The following is a 16,906-nucleotide window of genomic DNA, read 5'->3' as shown; positions in this document are numbered from 1 at the left end:
AAATAAGTTGAACCTTTTTACAGAATAACGACTAAAAAACATAATTTAATAAATACTATCTAAAGTTTCTAAGCGTGTCTCACTGAACTATCATAAGGTGTTCCAGGCCATGAAGTTTGAAAGGCCTTTCATACTCCAAACAGAAGAGGCTCTCCAAAGCTGACCGAACCCGGGACGGCCCATTCTGGAACTTGTTCTTTAAAGGTCTATTTCGCAAATGTGTCCTGGTTGTTGTTAAATTGCCAGAAAAACCTGTCTGAAAGAACACACAGTTGTACTTTCTGTGGTCTTGTTCTGGGCAGAGTATCACAACGCTGCAGTTAATATACTCAAACTGTGGCTAAGGTCTTTAGTACAAAAAGCTTAGATGCCCTCCACTTCAGTGGAGGGAGTAATCACCCCTGCCAAGTGCAATACACATGATAAAGCCTCTAAGCCATTCGATTCAAGTATCGGAAAACAATGTTGTTGAACTTATCGTGTTGTTCGATGGAACATACATGCCCGCAGTTTTCAATTATTTCTACTCTGGAGTTGCTAAATCTTTTACTATACTTGAGAGTGTCCTTTAAAAAAAGATAGTCCTGGTTACCTGAAACATACAGGATGTCAATGTCATCGCTTATACTTTCCAGCCAGTTCAGACTTTGTTTCGTTTGAGGGATTATGTCGACCCATTTACAGAACTCAACATATCCCAGTTTCTCTGCTTCCTTCACAAATATGCTTCGTGACCTTGAATGGTTCTTTCTCGGCATTATGATGTAAGCAAAGAATCTGTAGAGGAACATGTAATTGATGCATTTTTTAAAAGTGATTGCCAGGGAAAGCAGGAATCTTGTTTTCAGGTTGAACTTTATGATCCCTCCTCCCATGATCATTGAATCCACCTTCTCCGGGTAGAGCACGGCAAACCGCAAACAGATCAGCGAGCTGAAAGAAAAACCAACAAAGTAAGCTTTCTCAATATTATGGTGGTCCAACGTATTGCTTATTATCTCACAGACCTTATCGACATCAAGATACTCATCGTCCATATCCTCGTGCATTTGTGGCACAAGCAGGTTATAGTGCCTGGAAAAGAACTCTACCTGTTTCTTCCAGGTCCTTGCACTGCCTCCAAAACCGTGTACCAACACCAGCCATCTGGAAGTATGACCTACTTGGTGAACTTCACAACTAAACCTTCTTTCTCCTGCCATCGGTTATTCCTTTCTTAAAAGCAAGGTACTTTAAGAACAGGGGGAAGTTCTTCCTGTTATGCTCAGGCATTTTACGGAACAGGTCTTCGGAGATCCTTTCCCACTGCTTTGCACGCTCATAGCTTTTACTTGCAAGTTCCTCTGCGGATTCCGGGTTGGCCATATGGGTCGATCTTGCTCCTGTATTCCTGACCACATCAACTAGCGCCTCCGGATTATCTATTAGAGGACATGGCCTTAACGGATTCTGTGAAAATGGTTGAGCATTTCTGAATGTGGTAAAGAACTTGGACCTGAGAGCTTCAGCAAGCGATACTTCGTATATATTCGAATCGGAATAATGGCAGAAAGCACAGGGTTCAACGTCACCTTTAGCGTTGATGTGGGCAAAACCAACACCCGCACCGATGCAACCAAAAGAAAGATGCCCGTTATTCCAGAAATCTATGATCATATAGTCATGTTCAGTACAATAATCCCGGATCTTCTCCTGCACGTATGCCCTTTGCTCAGGAGTGCATACAAGGGAGGTATCGGCATTGCTTCCCACAGGGATATACTGGAAAAGCCATCCGAACCATGCTCCTCTCTCTCGCATACGATCCAGGAATTCATCGCTGGCTATGGTCTTGTAGTTCCTGGAATGGTAACATGCCGAAAATCCGAAACCTATGTCCCGGGATCTCAGGATATCCATAGCCCTGATAGCTTTATCGTAGACTCCCGGCCCTCTTCTGAAATCTGTTTCCTCTTTTGTTCCCTCGATACTTACGAAGACATTCAGATTTCCCAGTCTTGCCATGTCATCGGCGAGTTCCTCATCGATCAAAGTTGCATTCGTAAATGCTCCAAAGGTCATGCGATCATGCTTTTTGCACAGTTTCAGGATATCATCCTTGCGAAGTAAGGGCTCTCCGCCCGTCATCAGACAATCCATGATCCCCAGCTTTTCAGCCTGATCCAATATATCGTCAAACTTCTCATAGGAGATATTATGACCACTCTCATAGTCCTGTGACCAGCAGCCCTTACATCTCAAATTGCAGTCACTCGTAGGATCCACCAGCAGAACCCTTGGGATGGAACATTTGTTACTGAATCCCTTATATAACTCTTTGAGCGTGATTAAATTGCCCATGGTCAGGTGGGTGGTTATCCCACTTGCTAAAAAGAACTGTTTACTCCTGTAGATGTAAGCCTTGTGATGCGGGAACGGAGGGATCTTCTCCTTGTTCCCATTGATCATCAGATACCTCAAGTGCAAAACCCCAAATCTTATTTTTTGGTCACGGACACCTTTTGAGGGATGACCCCATCAAAGACGAACTCGCCATTGGAATTGGAAGTAAGGCTTGTTATCTCCAGTCCCGGGACGACTGTATAGATTCTGGGGAAATAATCCTCCATGGTGTTCACGCTTTCTTCTTCCAGATATTTGTCGGGAAGCTGGACTGCTCCAAGATAGAAGTTTTCCGGGTCTCCGCTCAGCTGGTTGTTAACAACGCTGACCCTGCCCTTACTGTAGATGTTCAAACTGTCCGGAAGCGGGAGCGGGACATCGTCCGCAACATCTGAATACAGGTCTTCCTTAAGCCGTTTTATGTCAGCCGTGCTAGACCCTTCCATGGTTCCATCAGGCAGGACCTTCACCTGCAGATCATCAAACCACCAGAATCCGGGAGCTATTTCGTTGAGCAGGGCAGTTGACTCAGCTGCCGTCAGAGTGAATTGTTTTTGCTCATAATCCGAGAACTCAAAATTGTAATCGTGAATAGATTTCTTTTCAGCATTCAACTTGTACTCTTCAAGCTCCTCGCCGGTCATGCCTTCGTATTCTATCTGGATTCCGGTCTTTTCTAAAGCATTTACATAATCCTCGTGGGTATACTCGACTCCCAGATCTTTTGGTCCCAAAAGAGAAAAACTTGCATATACCCAAAAAACGCTACCTAAGACCAATATGGCAACTGTCAACAGTACTAACTTTGTGTTTCCTTTTTTCGCATTCATCTTACCACCTGTTTATAATCCTGGTCCAATCATATGATTTCCTAATCAATGTATAGATACTATTAGAGTAAATAGTATAAAAATTAGGATGCCAATCAAATACTCATGCCTCTAGGTACAGAAATATTAACAAAAACAGAAAGTATATCGACTGTGATCACCTTATCTGTCCATCCATTGCCAGAATATCACTTCACAGGGCTACTTTCACACTTGAAGAATGGCTTAGGGGAAGTTAAGAATTCGTTAGTAATGCAATGTTTAAGGTAATTCAATTGTGGCAGGAACAAGATAGAGGAAAATTAGAGAACTACTGGATTAAGTTAGTTAAAGCTCATTCTTTGAGTTGCCCACAAAATAGCCAAATGAGTTGAACCTTTTTACAGAATAACGACTACAAAACGTAATTAAGTCAGCAATATCTAAAATTATTTAGTGGGCCTAACCGGATTCGAACCGGTGACCGCTCGGTTATGAGCCGAGCGCTCTAACCTGGCTAAGCTACAGGCCCATCGAGAAAAGGAAGTTTTGAGCGCCGCAAACAGGGCTCGAACCTGTGACATTCTGGTTAACAGCCAGACACTCTACCAACTGAGTTATTGCGGCTCTTTCGTGGCGCCAACGCGCGAATCCTCTTAATGCACTTATTGCTTTTAAACCTTTTGATTGCCTCTGTTTCAGGAAGGCTTCCGGCCAGATATTGCATCCATCATTATCATGAGTATAATATATGCTCGGAGATATGCTTTCCAGTGGAAGTGCAGGGGTGGACTCGATTTGCATTTTTTGTGTCATCGTTTTTTGTTACATGCATAATTTGTCTGCTGCGTCGCTTTGACCATAATAGATCAGTCATTGATAACATTAATTGATGCTCCGCAGGCGGGGCATTTATTATCTTGCGTAACCGTACAGGCGAGTGTGTCGAATGCCCCTCTTCTTATCAGCATCTCATCACAGCTCGGGCAGAATGTATGCTCTTTCTCGGTTCCCATTACATTTCCAAGATAAACATATTGCATACCCTCTTCCCTGGCAATGTCATATGCCTTTTCCAGTGTTTTGAGAGGTGTTGATGGCACATCCGTCAACTGATAGAAGGGGTGGAAGCGTGTGAAATGAATGGGCGTGTCCGCGCCAATTTTGTCGTGGATCCATTTTACCATATTTCTTATCTCTTCCGGGTCGTCGTTCATTGTCGGTATGATAAGGTTCACGACCTCTATATGCATTCCAAGTTCCTTTGCAAGTATTGTGGACTCCAGCACAGGCGCAAGTTTTGCACTTGCAATTTTTCTGTAGAAGTCCTCGTTGAATGCTTTTATATCAACTCTGTAGGCATCCAGGTAGGGTGCTATTTTTCTGAGAGCTTCGGGTGTAATGTATCCGTTGGTGACGTAAATGGTAGCAAGTCCAGCTTCTTTTGCCAGTTTTGCACAGTCATATGTGTACTCGAACCAGATACTTGGCTCATTATATGTCCAGGCGATAGACCTTGCACCCAGTTCTACTGCTCTGGACACTGCCTGCTCAGGGCTGAGCTCAAAGGCATTTGCCGAATCAATTTCTACCTGGGATATTGTCCAGTTCTGGCAATGCTTACACCTGAAATTACAGCCTATGCTTCCCAGGGAATATACCGGGGACCCTGGATAGAAATGAAATAGCGGCTTTTTTTCCACAGGATCAAGTGCCTCACTTGAAACGACACTGTAATTCAGGGCGTAAAGCGTTCCTTCCCTGTTCTCCCTTACTCTGCAGAATCCCCTCTTTCCCGGTGAGATCCTGCATCTGTGGCTGCATATCCTGCACTGGACCTTATTGTCTTCCAGCTTATCATAAAGCATTACTTCTTTGATCACAATGTGTCCCCGGATTAAAGATTGACCGTATCATATATGGGAATGTTGGAAGACAGTTATTTTATCAGACATCACAAAAAAGCTTCAGAGTTCAAGGTAAGCGAATGTTCAGCTTCCATAAACGTTCAGCCGTACATCAAAGACATCCTTCCGGATATTTGCCTTTATATCCTCGCCCGGAGAGCCGCTAAGTGTAAGTACCACGGCTGTGGAATTCGAATTCAGTGAATATTCTGAAGTCTTAAGTCCTGCGTCGCTGATGAGTTTTTCAAGGAACCTTTCCCATGATACAGGATAGTCTGTATCGATCGTCAGAATCATTTCTGTAAAAAGCTGCTCTCCTGAGTAAAGTGTGGACGAAGAATTATACCGGATATGCAGCTCTTCCATGGAGTTGCTGCTTATACTCCTGACGGGTCCCCTGATTTGTACGGCGTTGATATTCAGGCTTATATTCGAATTATTGTCCGCTCTTCTGATATCAAAGGACGGTGACTGCTTCATCAGGGAATATTCCCCCTGTGCGAGGATAAGTGCTCCGTTTTCGTACTCGTACTCCTGGTCAACAAAGTAACTGTTGTCTGAGCGATAGCTGACAGATCCCAAGTTTTCCAGGAAATCCCCGCTGCTATAGTTAAGAGTGGAATCACTGGCTGATGTCCGCATGCTGATGTCATTTATTCCGACACCCAGTACACCACCGGACTTATCCGGACTAACTACCGGTATGCTGCCACCTCCGGCTCTAATGGGTACATTGATAGCTACCGGGGATGAGGACTGATCATCAGCAGTTGCAGACAGTATGTCAATATGTGATTTCAGGTTTGACATATCAAACAAAACCTCATCCATATGTGCCTGCTCTGCTCCGGTCTTCCATTCGGGAATATAGCTTACATTTACAACTGTTATGACCGACACGATTATTCCGAGAAGCAGCACAGCAGCTACAACAGAGGAGACCGCTGATTCCGATTCCTTGAATGTATATTGTGCTACCTTCATAATACTCCTCAGATGAACATTGTAAAGATAATATATGCGATCGACATCATCAGCAATGAGTGTTTGAGTCCTGAATAGACTTTTCCGCTTCCCATCTTCCCTGCAACTATGCCTGAGCAGAATCCCTGTATCATTGCAGCATGGAAGAAAAGCATGGTATAGGCTTCAAGATCGAACTCTGATATCAGTGGCATGCCTGCCTGTATATCGTTAGTACCCGAGGGCATCGCAGGCAGGAAATAGGCCGCAAGGATGTATACTATGAAGAGGAATACCATGAATGCAATGTAGATGATAAAAACATACACGAACATCTCGGCATTGCGTTCCTTCTTGAGCTGTTTCTGGACGTCTGCATCATGGGCTGCTATGGTCAGGACGCTCTTGATATCGCTTGTAGCCTCGTTAGCCTTGATGATAAGGGTGATTATACGTCTTGTCATATCCGTCCTGATGCGGTACTCGAATTTCTTAAGGGCATCATCGATTTTTGTACCCCAGGACAGATCGTTAACAAGTCTTTTGACCTCAGCATGTAGCACACCTATTTTCAGTTTTGTGCTCATCTCGATCGCATCAACAAGCATTATACCTGCCTCGTTTATGCTGGCAAGGTTCTTCAGGAATTCAGGGATATGGGATTCTATCTGTTTTACCCGGTGATTCCTGATTTCGTCAAAGATCACAAATGGTACAAAAAGTATAAGCAATGCCATGAACACATGATCATCTATAACTGCAAGTTTTGCTGTGTTTATGGTCTTAAAAGCTGTAAGATTGAAACTGTTAATGTAATCCTGTACTGTAAACAACAGATACAACAGGGCGAGTGGCAGACTTATGGCAAACACATAAGAAGGCCTGCTTTTCAGGAAATGGAATGGATGGAAGACTGTATTACGTACTTTGATGAAGTTCTCATAAAAGCGCATCTTTTTACGTAGCTCATCCTCGTTTTCCGGCCCGGCTCTGATCCTGACATGTGAGAATACATCAAGCTTCTTTTCACGCACATAGATGTTCTGAAAGTTTGCATTCTCCCCTGTTATCGAACTTAGCAACAGTACGAAAATAACGGTACTGATAGGGATCACGATGTAGATGATGAAATTAAGTATGGCTATGGATCCGGAGTTTACCAGTCCGAGTACTACAAGTATGGTAATAAGGAAAAGCGGACCGGCAACAAAGGCTGATATATATACCTCGGCAAGTACTCCGAGGGTTTCGAAGAATATCTTCTGCTCTTTTGTTGCGGTAAGCCGGTACTGATCGTTCTTTGCCTTGAGATATGCAGTTATATCCCCTCCGCTGGCCACAATGGATTCCAGGCCCTCGATAAAGTCCTTGAACTTCTGAGAGGGTGTCCTGATAGTGGCCTTCTCAAGAGCCGTCAGCAGGTCGGTCCCGTAGCAATCCATATCCTTGACTATATAGCCTATCTCCTCCGCAGCAGCACCATATATGTGGTAGTTTTCAGTGATCGAGCGCATGATGTCCAGAAGATTCAGACCTCCACCTCTGCTCAGAGCGTACAGGTAGGCTGTTGTATGGGGGAGGGACTGGTTGATAAGCGAACTCCTGACATTTGCCTGTACCTGTGGAATTGACATGAAAATATAGTATGTGAGCGATGTAGCGACCACCAGGAATGTAATGGAAAGAAGTAAAGCAAAAATATTTGCAAAATTGGAACTGATCCATGCGGGAACGATCCATGTACCAATATTGTACAATGCAATGTCCCTGAAGAAATAAAGCCCGATGAAAATTCCGACAAGTGCTGCAAGGATGCCCGTAATTGCTGATACAAGACACGCCTGGGATATGTATTGCTCCACAAGCATGCCCATATTGGCCTTTCTGAGGATTATGCGTGTACTCTCTAAATCATCGATACGCTCTCTGATATATTCTCCGAAGATCCGATGTGCAACATAATCAAATCCGTTCACGTATACACCTTCAGAATTCCTGTGATATTATCTCCTCAAGGTTATCGTCGTCTATTGCCTTCAGAACCATTTCAGGGTTGGCGGTATATGCCTGGACCACAAGGGATATGCTGACATAGTCTCTCATTTCCTTCTTGCGCATATATTCAAGTATGCGCTCTCTTGTTTCCAGCTCTGAGATCAGTTTCTCCCGGTTCCATCCACGTGCCTGCATTATTTTATTTATGGCATAGGAATCCCCGCTGCGTTTGAAAGTGTCAGTTGCAGGATCCCAGCGGTATAGTTCATTGATGCGGATATAGCCGGTCTTTGCGTCTATTCCTGTGAGTTCCACGATACTCTGCGTACGCCTCACGCGCCTGTCATTGACAAAGGTCTGTGTCTGTATGCTCAGGATATCCAGCGACTGCAGCATCACATGGGGTACGTTCAGTGGTGGGCTGTCCAGCCTGTTTACAACGGTCTGCACATCGCCGGCATGCATGGTGGAATATGTTGCATGTCCCGTGGATATTGCCTGGAAAAGTGTAAGTGCCTCCTCACCACGAATCTCACCCACAAGGATGTACTCAGGACGCTGCCTGAGTGCTGAGCGCAGCAGGTCGTACATGTTGACTTCCCCTGTATTTCCGGAGCTGAGTGATTTTCTCGTGATACCCGCGATCCAGTTGTCGTGATGCAGGGTCAGCTCGCGTGTATCCTCGATTGATACTACCTTTGAAAGAGGGGGTATGAAAAGAGATACCGCATTGAGCATGGAGGTCTTACCAGATGCGGTTCCTCCTGCAAAGATGGCGCAATTGCCGTTTTCTATGGCAAGCCAGAAATAGGCGATCATTTCTACGCTGCATGTGTTAAAATCGATAAGGTCGATGGCGGTGATGGGGTCTCCCCGGAACTTGCGGATGGTAAAGGAGCTCCCCCTTGTGGTAACCTCCTTGCCAAGGGTTGCCTGAAGCCTAGAACCATCCGGAAGTGTTGCATCCACCATGGGATCGCTTATTGAGATGTGTTTGCCGCTTTTCTGGCAGAGCTTGATCACCAGGGAGTTGAGTTCCTCCTCGCCAAAGGAGATATTTGTTTTGATATTTCGATATTTATTATGATACAGGAAAACCGGGATGTCGACTCCGTCACATGATATGTCCTCGATATCCGGGTCAAGCATCAGTGAGTGCAGCCTGTCGCTGCCAAGAAAGTTACGTTTAAGATAATATAATATCCTGTAGATGGAACTATACTCAAGGTTGGCGTGATACCTGCTGAGAAGTGTGAGTGTCTGCTCTACCAATACTTCTTCCTTGTCCTTTTTAGAGCCGATTCCTCCAAGACTTAGAATGTCCCTCAGGTCATCATATATTCTTTCAAGTATGTCCCTTTCATAAAGAGTGAGTTCAGGTTCAACCACAAAATAATGGAATACACTTCTCTTTTCAAGAACGGTCACAAAAGAATAGGGCTCATTGACCCAGTACCTCTCGATTTCCTCATAACCCTGAGGTATTTCGAACTCAACAAGAGGTCCGTGCAGTTGAGGGTCATAAGCAGGAAGTTCGGTTCTCTTCTTTCCGAGAGTGGATATCTGCTCCCACAGATATCGATGCAATGATTTGATAGGCTTTGTTTCTTCTGTTCTGGTTTCCCGGATATCGTGATTTTCTGTCTCTGGTAGTGCCAATTCTGATCCGGATTTGTCTGACTCCTGACTCATTGAAGATTATTATATATGAGAATATATAAAAACTCTTTGTTTTTTAACTAATTATAGTTTCCTCACAGAACTATATCGTCATAAGAAAAAGCAGAAATAATTATATTCTATTGTTTATTATATAATTGCTCATCTCGCTGAAAGATTAAATCAAAACAAAATAGCGGTTCACATATGTCTGAAAGATGTCATTTCATAAAACCTCCAAAAACAGGTAGTAATGAGTCAAAACAGCAAAAAATGCTGGATGTGGCTTTTGAAAATGCCCCCACGATCATGTTGTTAGTTGATTCGGAATGTCGGGTAGAGCGGATCAACAGGATCGGGATTGAATCCATTGGCAAGGATCCTGAAAGAATTCTCGGGATGATGGCAGGTGATATCTTCTCATGTGTTCATGCAGCCGAAGACGATGGATGTGGCACGACCTCCAGCTGTGCCTCCTGTCCTGTCCGTACTACCATTACCAATACTGTTAGCACGGGCTCTGATCATTATAAGGCTGAAGGGGCCATTGAGGTCTTCACCAGGAACAATATTGTTTCGAACAGGGATTTCATAATCTCTACCGTATACGTGGATTTTCAGAATGAGAAAAAAGTTATCGTTTATCTGGATGACATCACTGAACGGAAAGAGGCTGAAAGGGCTACAATAGATGCGATGCTTCTCGCTGAGGAAGCAAACAGGGTCAAGAGTGAGTTCCTTGCAAACATGAGCCACGAACTCCGCACTCCCCTAAACTCTGTGAACGGTTATTCGGAAGTATTGCTTGAGGAAACAACTGATATACTTGATGACCGGCACAGAAAATTCCTGGAGAATATATCCCTCAGTGGTACCCGTCTATTGAAATTGATAAATGATATTCTTGACGTCTCAAATATAGAATCAGGAGAGATCGAAGTTAATTACGGGGAGGTTGACGTCAATGAAGTGTTCGAGAGCGTTTTGGATGACATTTCCTCTCTTGCAAAGAAAAAAGATATTGAGCTTAATGTCTCCATTGTTCCTGAAACGTTTTCACTGTATGCTGATAGTTTTCTCTTGAGACAGATATTGCTGAACCTTTCCAGCAATGCTATAAAATTCACTCCCGATGGTGGCAATGTTGCACTGAAAGCACATTTAAGGGATAATATGGCCGAATTCTCTGTTATTGATACGGGTATAGGTATCTCGGCTGATGATATGGATAAGTTGTTCATTCCTTTCCATCAGATAGACTCCAAACTTTCAAGAAAATATGCCGGTACAGGTCTTGGTTTATCACTTGTGAAAAGGTTTGTTGAAATGCAGGACGGCGAGATATCAGTTGAGAGTGAACCCGGTAAAGGCAGCAAGTTCATGTTCAGGCTTCCCGTGAATTCGAGTAATACTACCCCTAATAAACACATTTTACAGTCAGAAAGGATTTAAAGTAAAGTCCGGTTCTCAGAGCGTGGGAATAGCTTCTCCAAAATGGTCTTCGTACCTTTTCTCCATCTCATCCCAGGTTGGCAGGTCGGTCTGACAACCAATGCTCTGTACCGCAAAGGACGCTACAGTTGCACCTGTTTTACCACAGATCTCGAGAGGATAATTGCGCGTATATGCTAACAGGAAGCCTGCCCTGTAAGCATCGCCTGCTCCGGTGGGGTCCACTGCATTTACGGACACTACCGGAATAGAGATACTCTCCCCGCCGTGGTGGATAATACTGCCTTTTGCATCGTATGTGACTATGACTGTCTCGATCATTTCGAGTATGTCATCAAAACATTTCCCGGTCATGTCGCAGACGCGCTCTATCTCATGCTTGTTCGTGAAAAGTATGTTTGTGTTCTCAAGTATGCTCTCAAGATTCTCTCTGGAATAGGTCACAAGATCCTGTCCGGGGTCAAATGAGACAAAACCTGCTTTTTTTGCTATCCTTGCATTAAAGGTTGAATCCGATGTAGCTAGATGTGCAAAATCTACTGCCGGAGGATCGAGTTCCTGGAGGTGCTTTGAGGCACCCCAGTCGAAATATGTACTCTGGTGGTGTTCCCTGTCAGTAAATACAAATGCTCTGGTGCTCTTCTCCTCTTCGAATCTGTAGAGCAGCGAGAGGTCGACTCCCTGGTCTTCCAGTTCGGCTTCGTATCCAGAGGAAGCAAAGTCTCCTCCGACTGCTGCAATTAGCTGGCAGTTGCCGGCAAGTCTGGCGATTCCCATGGCTATATTCGCAGCTCCTCCGCCATAGTATTCATGATACTCGATGATTGGCTGCGACTCGTTGTGCACAGCTATGTTCTCAACATCAAAAAGAAGATCAATGGCAGCGTGTCCGACGACCGAGATAACTCTGTCCATGTGAATCACTTTAAGCTTGTTTCGCTTTAAATCGATTCCTCATCGAATGGCTGTACATCCACTACATCCAGGGGTACATCCCTGAGTGCTCTTCCGATAACGGATTTTGCTATCCTTGCGGCATGCTCATCACTTTCAGCATCAAATACCTTCATTTCAAGGACCAGTCCTACAATGGCTGTATTTGCTGCAAGGAACACGCTTGAGAAGGGGGCACTGCAGGAAGGACAGAAAGTGGTTCCGATATCCACTTCAACGTAATCGAGCTTAGGGTTCAGGCGCTTTCCTGCCTCCGAAATAGCAACACCAATGGCATCATCGGCTGTTTTTACATCTCTTACCAACCAGGCGGCTTCAAGTATAACATGATAATTGGGCATCTCTCTAACTCCGAAATACTTTCTTCTTACAATTACCTATGTAATATTAACTGTATTATAGGTAAATGATAAGCTTTGAATTAAACGAATTGACAAAAGGATTCAACGGTACATAAATTGTTTGCCCTGATGAACCCCGAAGACAGGCAAATTAGCGTATCTTACTACATTGAGCTATTATACTGAATACTTCTGGGATTCAGAGGGTACCTTCTGAATTTGAAACATATTCGTCCCTTGCCTCGACCATAGCCAGAAGATTCTCCAATGGCGTCTCAGGTGCCAGACCGCATCCGGGAGCAAGTATATCGATATTTGTATCCAGACACCTAAAGGCTTCTTTTCTTACATCTTCCGGTGTCTTTCGATAAAGTGTGTCCGCGGTCGAAATATTTCCGATAACCGCCGTATTGTTCCTGTGTGCAAGATCGATCACATATTTGAGATCCTTCACATTTTCTTCGACACTTATAGCACTAAAACCACATTCAAGCATGTCCGGTATAATACTATCCGTTTCCCCGCATACATGGAGGATACTATGGCCTTTTATACTCTTATTAAATCTGATCAGTGCAGGTTTTACAATTTGCCTGAATGCGTCAGGTCCCATCATCTCGGGAGAGGACAGAGCATCCGCGACCACAACCGCATCTGCACTTGAACGAAGATAAGCGTTGGCAGAAATTATACAGGCATCGATGCATTTTTCGATTATATCCTTTGCAATTTCAGGTTTCTTGATAGTTGATTTTAAGAAAGATCTGATCCCCCAGAGATAAGACGCAAGATCAGCAGGACCTTCAATACCTGCAACTAAAGGCACCTGTAATCCGGGATCCTTTTTAAGAAGGGAAATTGCTTCCATCACAACAGGTATTCTTCCCCTCTCCAGCAGATCACCGGGTATTTCAACATCCTCAGGATTATCTTCAAATGGGTGGGTTATTACCGATGGCGTTCTTGCCTTTGTGCCGAAATCGATCTGGCAGCCAAGTGCCTCTCCGATCACTGTCACATCAAATGGGATACGTATGAGCTCAAACTTTGCATCCGTGTGTAAAGAAGATGCAAGTTTTGCCATTTTTTCCGGATCCCTGTCAGCTTCTGGTCTGCTTGCTCCGGAAACATCCATCAGGTCAATTGTTGCTGATGTGGTGGCCGTACCCACAAGAGGAGTGCCTGTTTTTTTTCCATCAAGTATGTCCTGAAATTTGTTATAGATATCCGATTTTGATTCGCTAATGTAATACCATCCTTTTAATAATCTTTATTTGGTGTATTTGAAGACTAATTCTTAAAATGATTCTTATATTAAAAAAGAAAATCGGTTATAGGAAATCTATACTGATACTTCCTGTTTCCTTGGCAAGGGTATCCGACATAAAATCTGCCTCTATGCAACAAACGTGCATCACTGCGCAGGGTACAAGGCATGTGGGGGTACATCTTGCCTCTTTGGCCTTTTCCATCACAAGATTATCTTTTATATCAAATAGATCCATCATGTCGACTTCCAGATGAGACATTTTCTTGATTTTCTCACATGGTGTATCAATGTCAACAATTATCTTTTTACCATCTCTTTTTCCCCTGACTATATGTGTGAATCCACATATCCTGGAATTTACTCTTACTTCTGTCATCGAATCCTCCCGTAGTTTATGTCGAAAGACCTGAAATGTCATTCTTCCGCAATCGTTATTTCCTTGTAGTCAATTGCATGCACCGGACACACACTCACACATCTTTTGCACGCCGTCCCCAGACATTTCAGAGTATTGTACTCTGCAGTGAAATTTCCGTCTGATTTTATGAATATTGCTTTCTCAGGACATTCTTTTTCGCATTTATGGCACATTATGCACCCAACTGCCATCTCCTCAAGAGTTTCCCCTATGTCCTCTATCACTTCAACTCTGCCTGAACCGGTCTCACTGATATCTTTACTGACCCTTTTCTCAATAATCGGATATTCGATGGGTGCTGGCAGTTCAGGCAATTTCGACATCTTCAAAAGTTTCCGGTACATCTCCATGGACATACCCTCTGTCCAGTATCCCAGTTCACAGGCGTAGAACCTTTTGAAGGTTTCACTGGTTGCCATCATAAGATGATCTGCCTTTATATGTCCTGCTAATTCGATCAGCACGTCAAGCTTCACATTTTCAGTGACTATGTCCCTTGCAAGAGCCAGGGATGTGTTCCCGAATTGCACTGTTCTCTTTGTAAAATCCGGACATGAGCCAATTTTCCTTGCTTTCACAGGATCCACATAGGTTCCGGAAGCACCGCTCATATACATGCTTTCAAGGTCTTCATAGGCGATCCCGGATTCATGTATCAGGGTCAGTTGTGCAGCCCTTATGGCACCTATGGCCTTGCCAGCTTCTTTTATATCTTCTTCCGATACCTCTATTCCCTCACCCAGTTCGATCTTTCCGTATTTTAGCTTGGGTGGGGTGATTACGATCCCTGTTTCCATGGCAAGGGACAATATGGAAATGAGACCGGTTCCTGTAATACCATCAGGCACTATATCCGATTTTTCATGAATAGTTCCGGTTATCGGATCTACAAGATGACCTTTTACAGTTTCCATGTTCTCGTCAAGTACGGTTATTCTCCAGAAACCATCTTCCGGATTGACATCCGTGATGGCCCCGGGACCGGCAAGCATACCACAATCTATTCCCTGTCCCTCTATAGCCGGTCCGGCAGCAGCGCTTCCTGTGATTATCCTGCTGCCTATCTTTATAGCCATCTCAGCATTCGTTCCGTAGTCTGTTACAAGAGTTGGTTCTTCCTGTTCAAGAAAATCCGTCTCCACCATCATGGCAAGTGCATCGGCACCGATCTCATGCTCGATGGCAGGCGGAATGATTATCACACAATTATCAAGGTTTAAAGTTCCCTGAAATATATCCGTAGCCTTGAACATCCGGGCATCTCGTTTTATTTCCTCTATGCCCAGTCTCTTTTGCATGTTTCTCCCTGCATAGGCCAGATCACGTATTTCCGAATTCTGGAAAAGTGAGAGTTGTATAGGGTTACCACAGACCGCCATCTTTGATATCTGCAATGTATCTATATTAAAACCTTCTATCATTTTTCCGACGGCATCTATGATGATCCTGTGTGCCACATCTTCCCCGATGGATATGGCAAAGTCAAGATGGTCGGTTACGTTTCCTCCAGGCAACGGATGTTTCATTGTCATTGAAGTCTTAACGACTTTCTTTGTTTTCAGATCGATCAATTGAGCCCTAAAGCCGCTGGTTCCCACATCTAATGCAATTGCGTACATTTTAATCCCCCTATTTTAAACAAGATTTCATAGATTCCCAGAGAATTTTCATCTCTTCCTGAGGTGTATCCAATGGAATTTCACACCCGGTGGCTAGTATAAATCCTTTCTCAGGAGCTGCATCCATGCAGCGCTTAACTTCGGCATCGATTTTGTCGCTTCTTCCTGAAGTGAATGCATAAGGATTGATATTTCCCATCAGGCATATGCCGGAATCACTGAAATCTTTGAAATCCCTGAAACAATATCTTTCACTGCAACCAATGTGTTTATGATTGTGAATCTTCAGACAATCAACCCCATATTTTTCTCCGAGTGCTTCTACATCTCCAAAGAAGAAATTCAAAGCATCGGGTTCAAGAGCCTTTTCAAGTTCAAAGAATGCATGGTTTGCACAGTTATGTGAAATTACGTAAGCACCCCTGCCCTGTACATGTGAATATAATTTTTTAGAGTACTTAAACCCGAATTCCTTTGCCATTTCCAGACTGAAAAGATCCGAAGTGCTGCCACCGTTCTCGATAAATGCACCGTCTGCTCCTGCATCAAGCATCATATCTGCAAAGGTTATGCAACTATCCGTAAGGACATCAAGCAGTGCATGGAAATTATCGGGATCTTTCATCATTTCAATGAACATCTTGCTTCCATCCATTAGCTGGGAAGCGATCATGAAAGGAGGAAGGAGTGAACAGGTAATAAAAGCCTCATCTCCAAGCTGCTTTTTGAGCAAGCCGATGGATTCTACAATGGTCTTTACCCTTTCCGAGCGTTCTATGTCAATGGGATCGATATTCTCATATTCTTTTGCAGACTTTAGAGGAAATTCTGCTATGGTGGGATAGCCTTCTTTTTTGATGTTTATTTTTGCGCCTAAGGCTTCCGCTTCCACAAGCAAACATCCCCATGGAGACATTACATTGTCATGATGATACATTTCCCGTGCCAGGATTTGTGCTCTTGCAATTCCCTCTGCGGAGTAGTAAACATCCTTCATGTTTGCATTCATCCGCTCAAGTACCGCATTACCGGCTCCAAACCACAAATACCCAAGTGGTGCTCTGTCCACTTCTTTTAATTCAAGGGCGTTGATAAAACGCTCCTTTGAAGTCATTTCTTCAGCCACTTATACTCCCC

General features: G+C 43.9%; 14 protein-coding genes and 2 tRNA genes. 1 reads left to right on the top strand and 15 read right to left on the bottom strand.

What is annotated here, in order from left to right:
* Positions 1–431 precede the first annotated feature (431 nt).
* The 9 genes from HWN40_RS07940 to HWN40_RS07900 all read right to left on the bottom strand — a co-directional run bounded on the left by HWN40_RS07940 (position 432) and on the right by HWN40_RS07900 (position 9,748).
* Complete coding sequence (locus HWN40_RS07940) at positions 432–1,202, bottom strand: alpha/beta fold hydrolase (RefSeq protein WP_176965230.1); 771 nt, start codon at positions 1,200–1,202, stop codon at positions 432–434.
* The gene (locus tag HWN40_RS07935) at positions 1,180–2,448 is read right to left on the bottom strand and encodes a radical SAM/SPASM domain-containing protein (protein ID WP_176965229.1); all 1,269 of its coding nucleotides are present in this window, start codon (positions 2,446–2,448) and stop codon (positions 1,180–1,182) included. The genes HWN40_RS07940 and HWN40_RS07935 overlap by 23 nt, the downstream gene beginning before the upstream one ends.
* 29 nt (positions 2,449–2,477) lie before the next feature.
* Positions 2,478–3,212, bottom strand: a complete 735-nt coding sequence (locus HWN40_RS07930; RefSeq protein ID WP_176965228.1) for a hypothetical protein — start codon at positions 3,210–3,212, stop codon at positions 2,478–2,480.
* Positions 3,213–3,648: 436 nt separating this feature from the next.
* Positions 3,649–3,723, bottom strand: a tRNA-Ile gene (locus tag HWN40_RS07925).
* Between the two features lie 22 nt (positions 3,724–3,745).
* Positions 3,746–3,818 (bottom strand) — tRNA-Asn (locus HWN40_RS07920).
* Between the two features lie 242 nt (positions 3,819–4,060).
* Positions 4,061–5,074: an AmmeMemoRadiSam system radical SAM enzyme gene (amrS, locus tag HWN40_RS07915; protein ID WP_176965227.1), complete on the bottom strand. Its 1,014-nt coding sequence runs from the start codon at positions 5,072–5,074 to the stop codon at positions 4,061–4,063.
* Between the two features lie 108 nt (positions 5,075–5,182).
* On the bottom strand, positions 5,183–6,082 hold the full coding sequence (locus HWN40_RS07910) for a hypothetical protein (RefSeq protein ID WP_176965226.1): 900 nt from the start codon (positions 6,080–6,082) through the stop codon (positions 5,183–5,185).
* Between the two features lie 8 nt (positions 6,083–6,090).
* Entirely contained in the window at positions 6,091–8,037 is a 1,947-nt protein-coding gene (locus tag HWN40_RS07905) for a type II secretion system F family protein (protein WP_246275870.1), read from the bottom strand.
* 10 nt (positions 8,038–8,047) lie between these two features.
* Positions 8,048–9,748 carry a type II/IV secretion system ATPase subunit gene (locus tag HWN40_RS07900; RefSeq protein ID WP_176965225.1) on the bottom strand — a complete coding sequence of 567 codons (1,701 nt, stop codon included), beginning with the start codon at positions 9,746–9,748 and terminating at the stop codon, positions 8,048–8,050.
* A 174-nt stretch (positions 9,749–9,922) separates the two neighbouring features.
* Here HWN40_RS07900 and HWN40_RS07895 point away from each other — a divergent pair, with 174 nt between their 5' ends.
* Positions 9,923–11,167: a PAS domain-containing sensor histidine kinase gene (locus HWN40_RS07895; RefSeq protein WP_176965224.1), complete on the top strand. Its 1,245-nt coding sequence runs from the start codon at positions 9,923–9,925 to the stop codon at positions 11,165–11,167.
* Between the two features lie 15 nt (positions 11,168–11,182).
* Here the strand turns inward: HWN40_RS07895 and HWN40_RS07890 are convergent, their stop codons facing one another.
* The 6 genes from HWN40_RS07890 to HWN40_RS07865 form a co-directional block, all read right to left on the bottom strand.
* A complete protein-coding gene (locus HWN40_RS07890) occupies positions 11,183–12,082 on the bottom strand; it encodes a carbohydrate kinase family protein (RefSeq protein ID WP_176965223.1) in 900 nt (299 codons plus the stop codon).
* A 26-nt stretch (positions 12,083–12,108) separates the two neighbouring features.
* Complete coding sequence (locus HWN40_RS07885) at positions 12,109–12,462, bottom strand: DUF555 domain-containing protein (protein ID WP_176965222.1); 354 nt, start codon at positions 12,460–12,462, stop codon at positions 12,109–12,111.
* A 199-nt stretch (positions 12,463–12,661) separates the two neighbouring features.
* The gene (gene mtaA / locus HWN40_RS07880; protein WP_176966338.1) at positions 12,662–13,687 is read right to left on the bottom strand and encodes a methylcobamide:CoM methyltransferase MtaA; all 1,026 of its coding nucleotides are present in this window, start codon (positions 13,685–13,687) and stop codon (positions 12,662–12,664) included.
* Positions 13,688–13,793: 106 nt separating this feature from the next.
* Positions 13,794–14,108: a DUF6951 family protein gene (locus HWN40_RS07875; RefSeq protein ID WP_176965221.1), complete on the bottom strand. Its 315-nt coding sequence runs from the start codon at positions 14,106–14,108 to the stop codon at positions 13,794–13,796.
* A gap of 38 nt (positions 14,109–14,146) precedes the next feature.
* Positions 14,147–15,769, bottom strand: coding sequence for a methylamine methyltransferase corrinoid protein reductive activase (locus HWN40_RS07870; protein WP_176965220.1), 1,623 nt, complete (start codon positions 15,767–15,769; stop codon positions 14,147–14,149).
* A gap of 10 nt (positions 15,770–15,779) precedes the next feature.
* A complete protein-coding gene (locus tag HWN40_RS07865; RefSeq protein WP_176965219.1) occupies positions 15,780–16,895 on the bottom strand; it encodes a uroporphyrinogen decarboxylase family protein in 1,116 nt (371 codons plus the stop codon).
* Positions 16,896–16,906: the final 11 nt, after the last annotated feature.

Origin of the sequence: Methanolobus zinderi (assembly GCF_013388255.1) — an archaeon.
GTDB classification, from domain to species: Archaea; Halobacteriota; Methanosarcinia; order Methanosarcinales; family Methanosarcinaceae; genus Methanolobus; species Methanolobus zinderi.
This window is presented reverse-complemented; position numbering and strand designations above follow the sequence as displayed.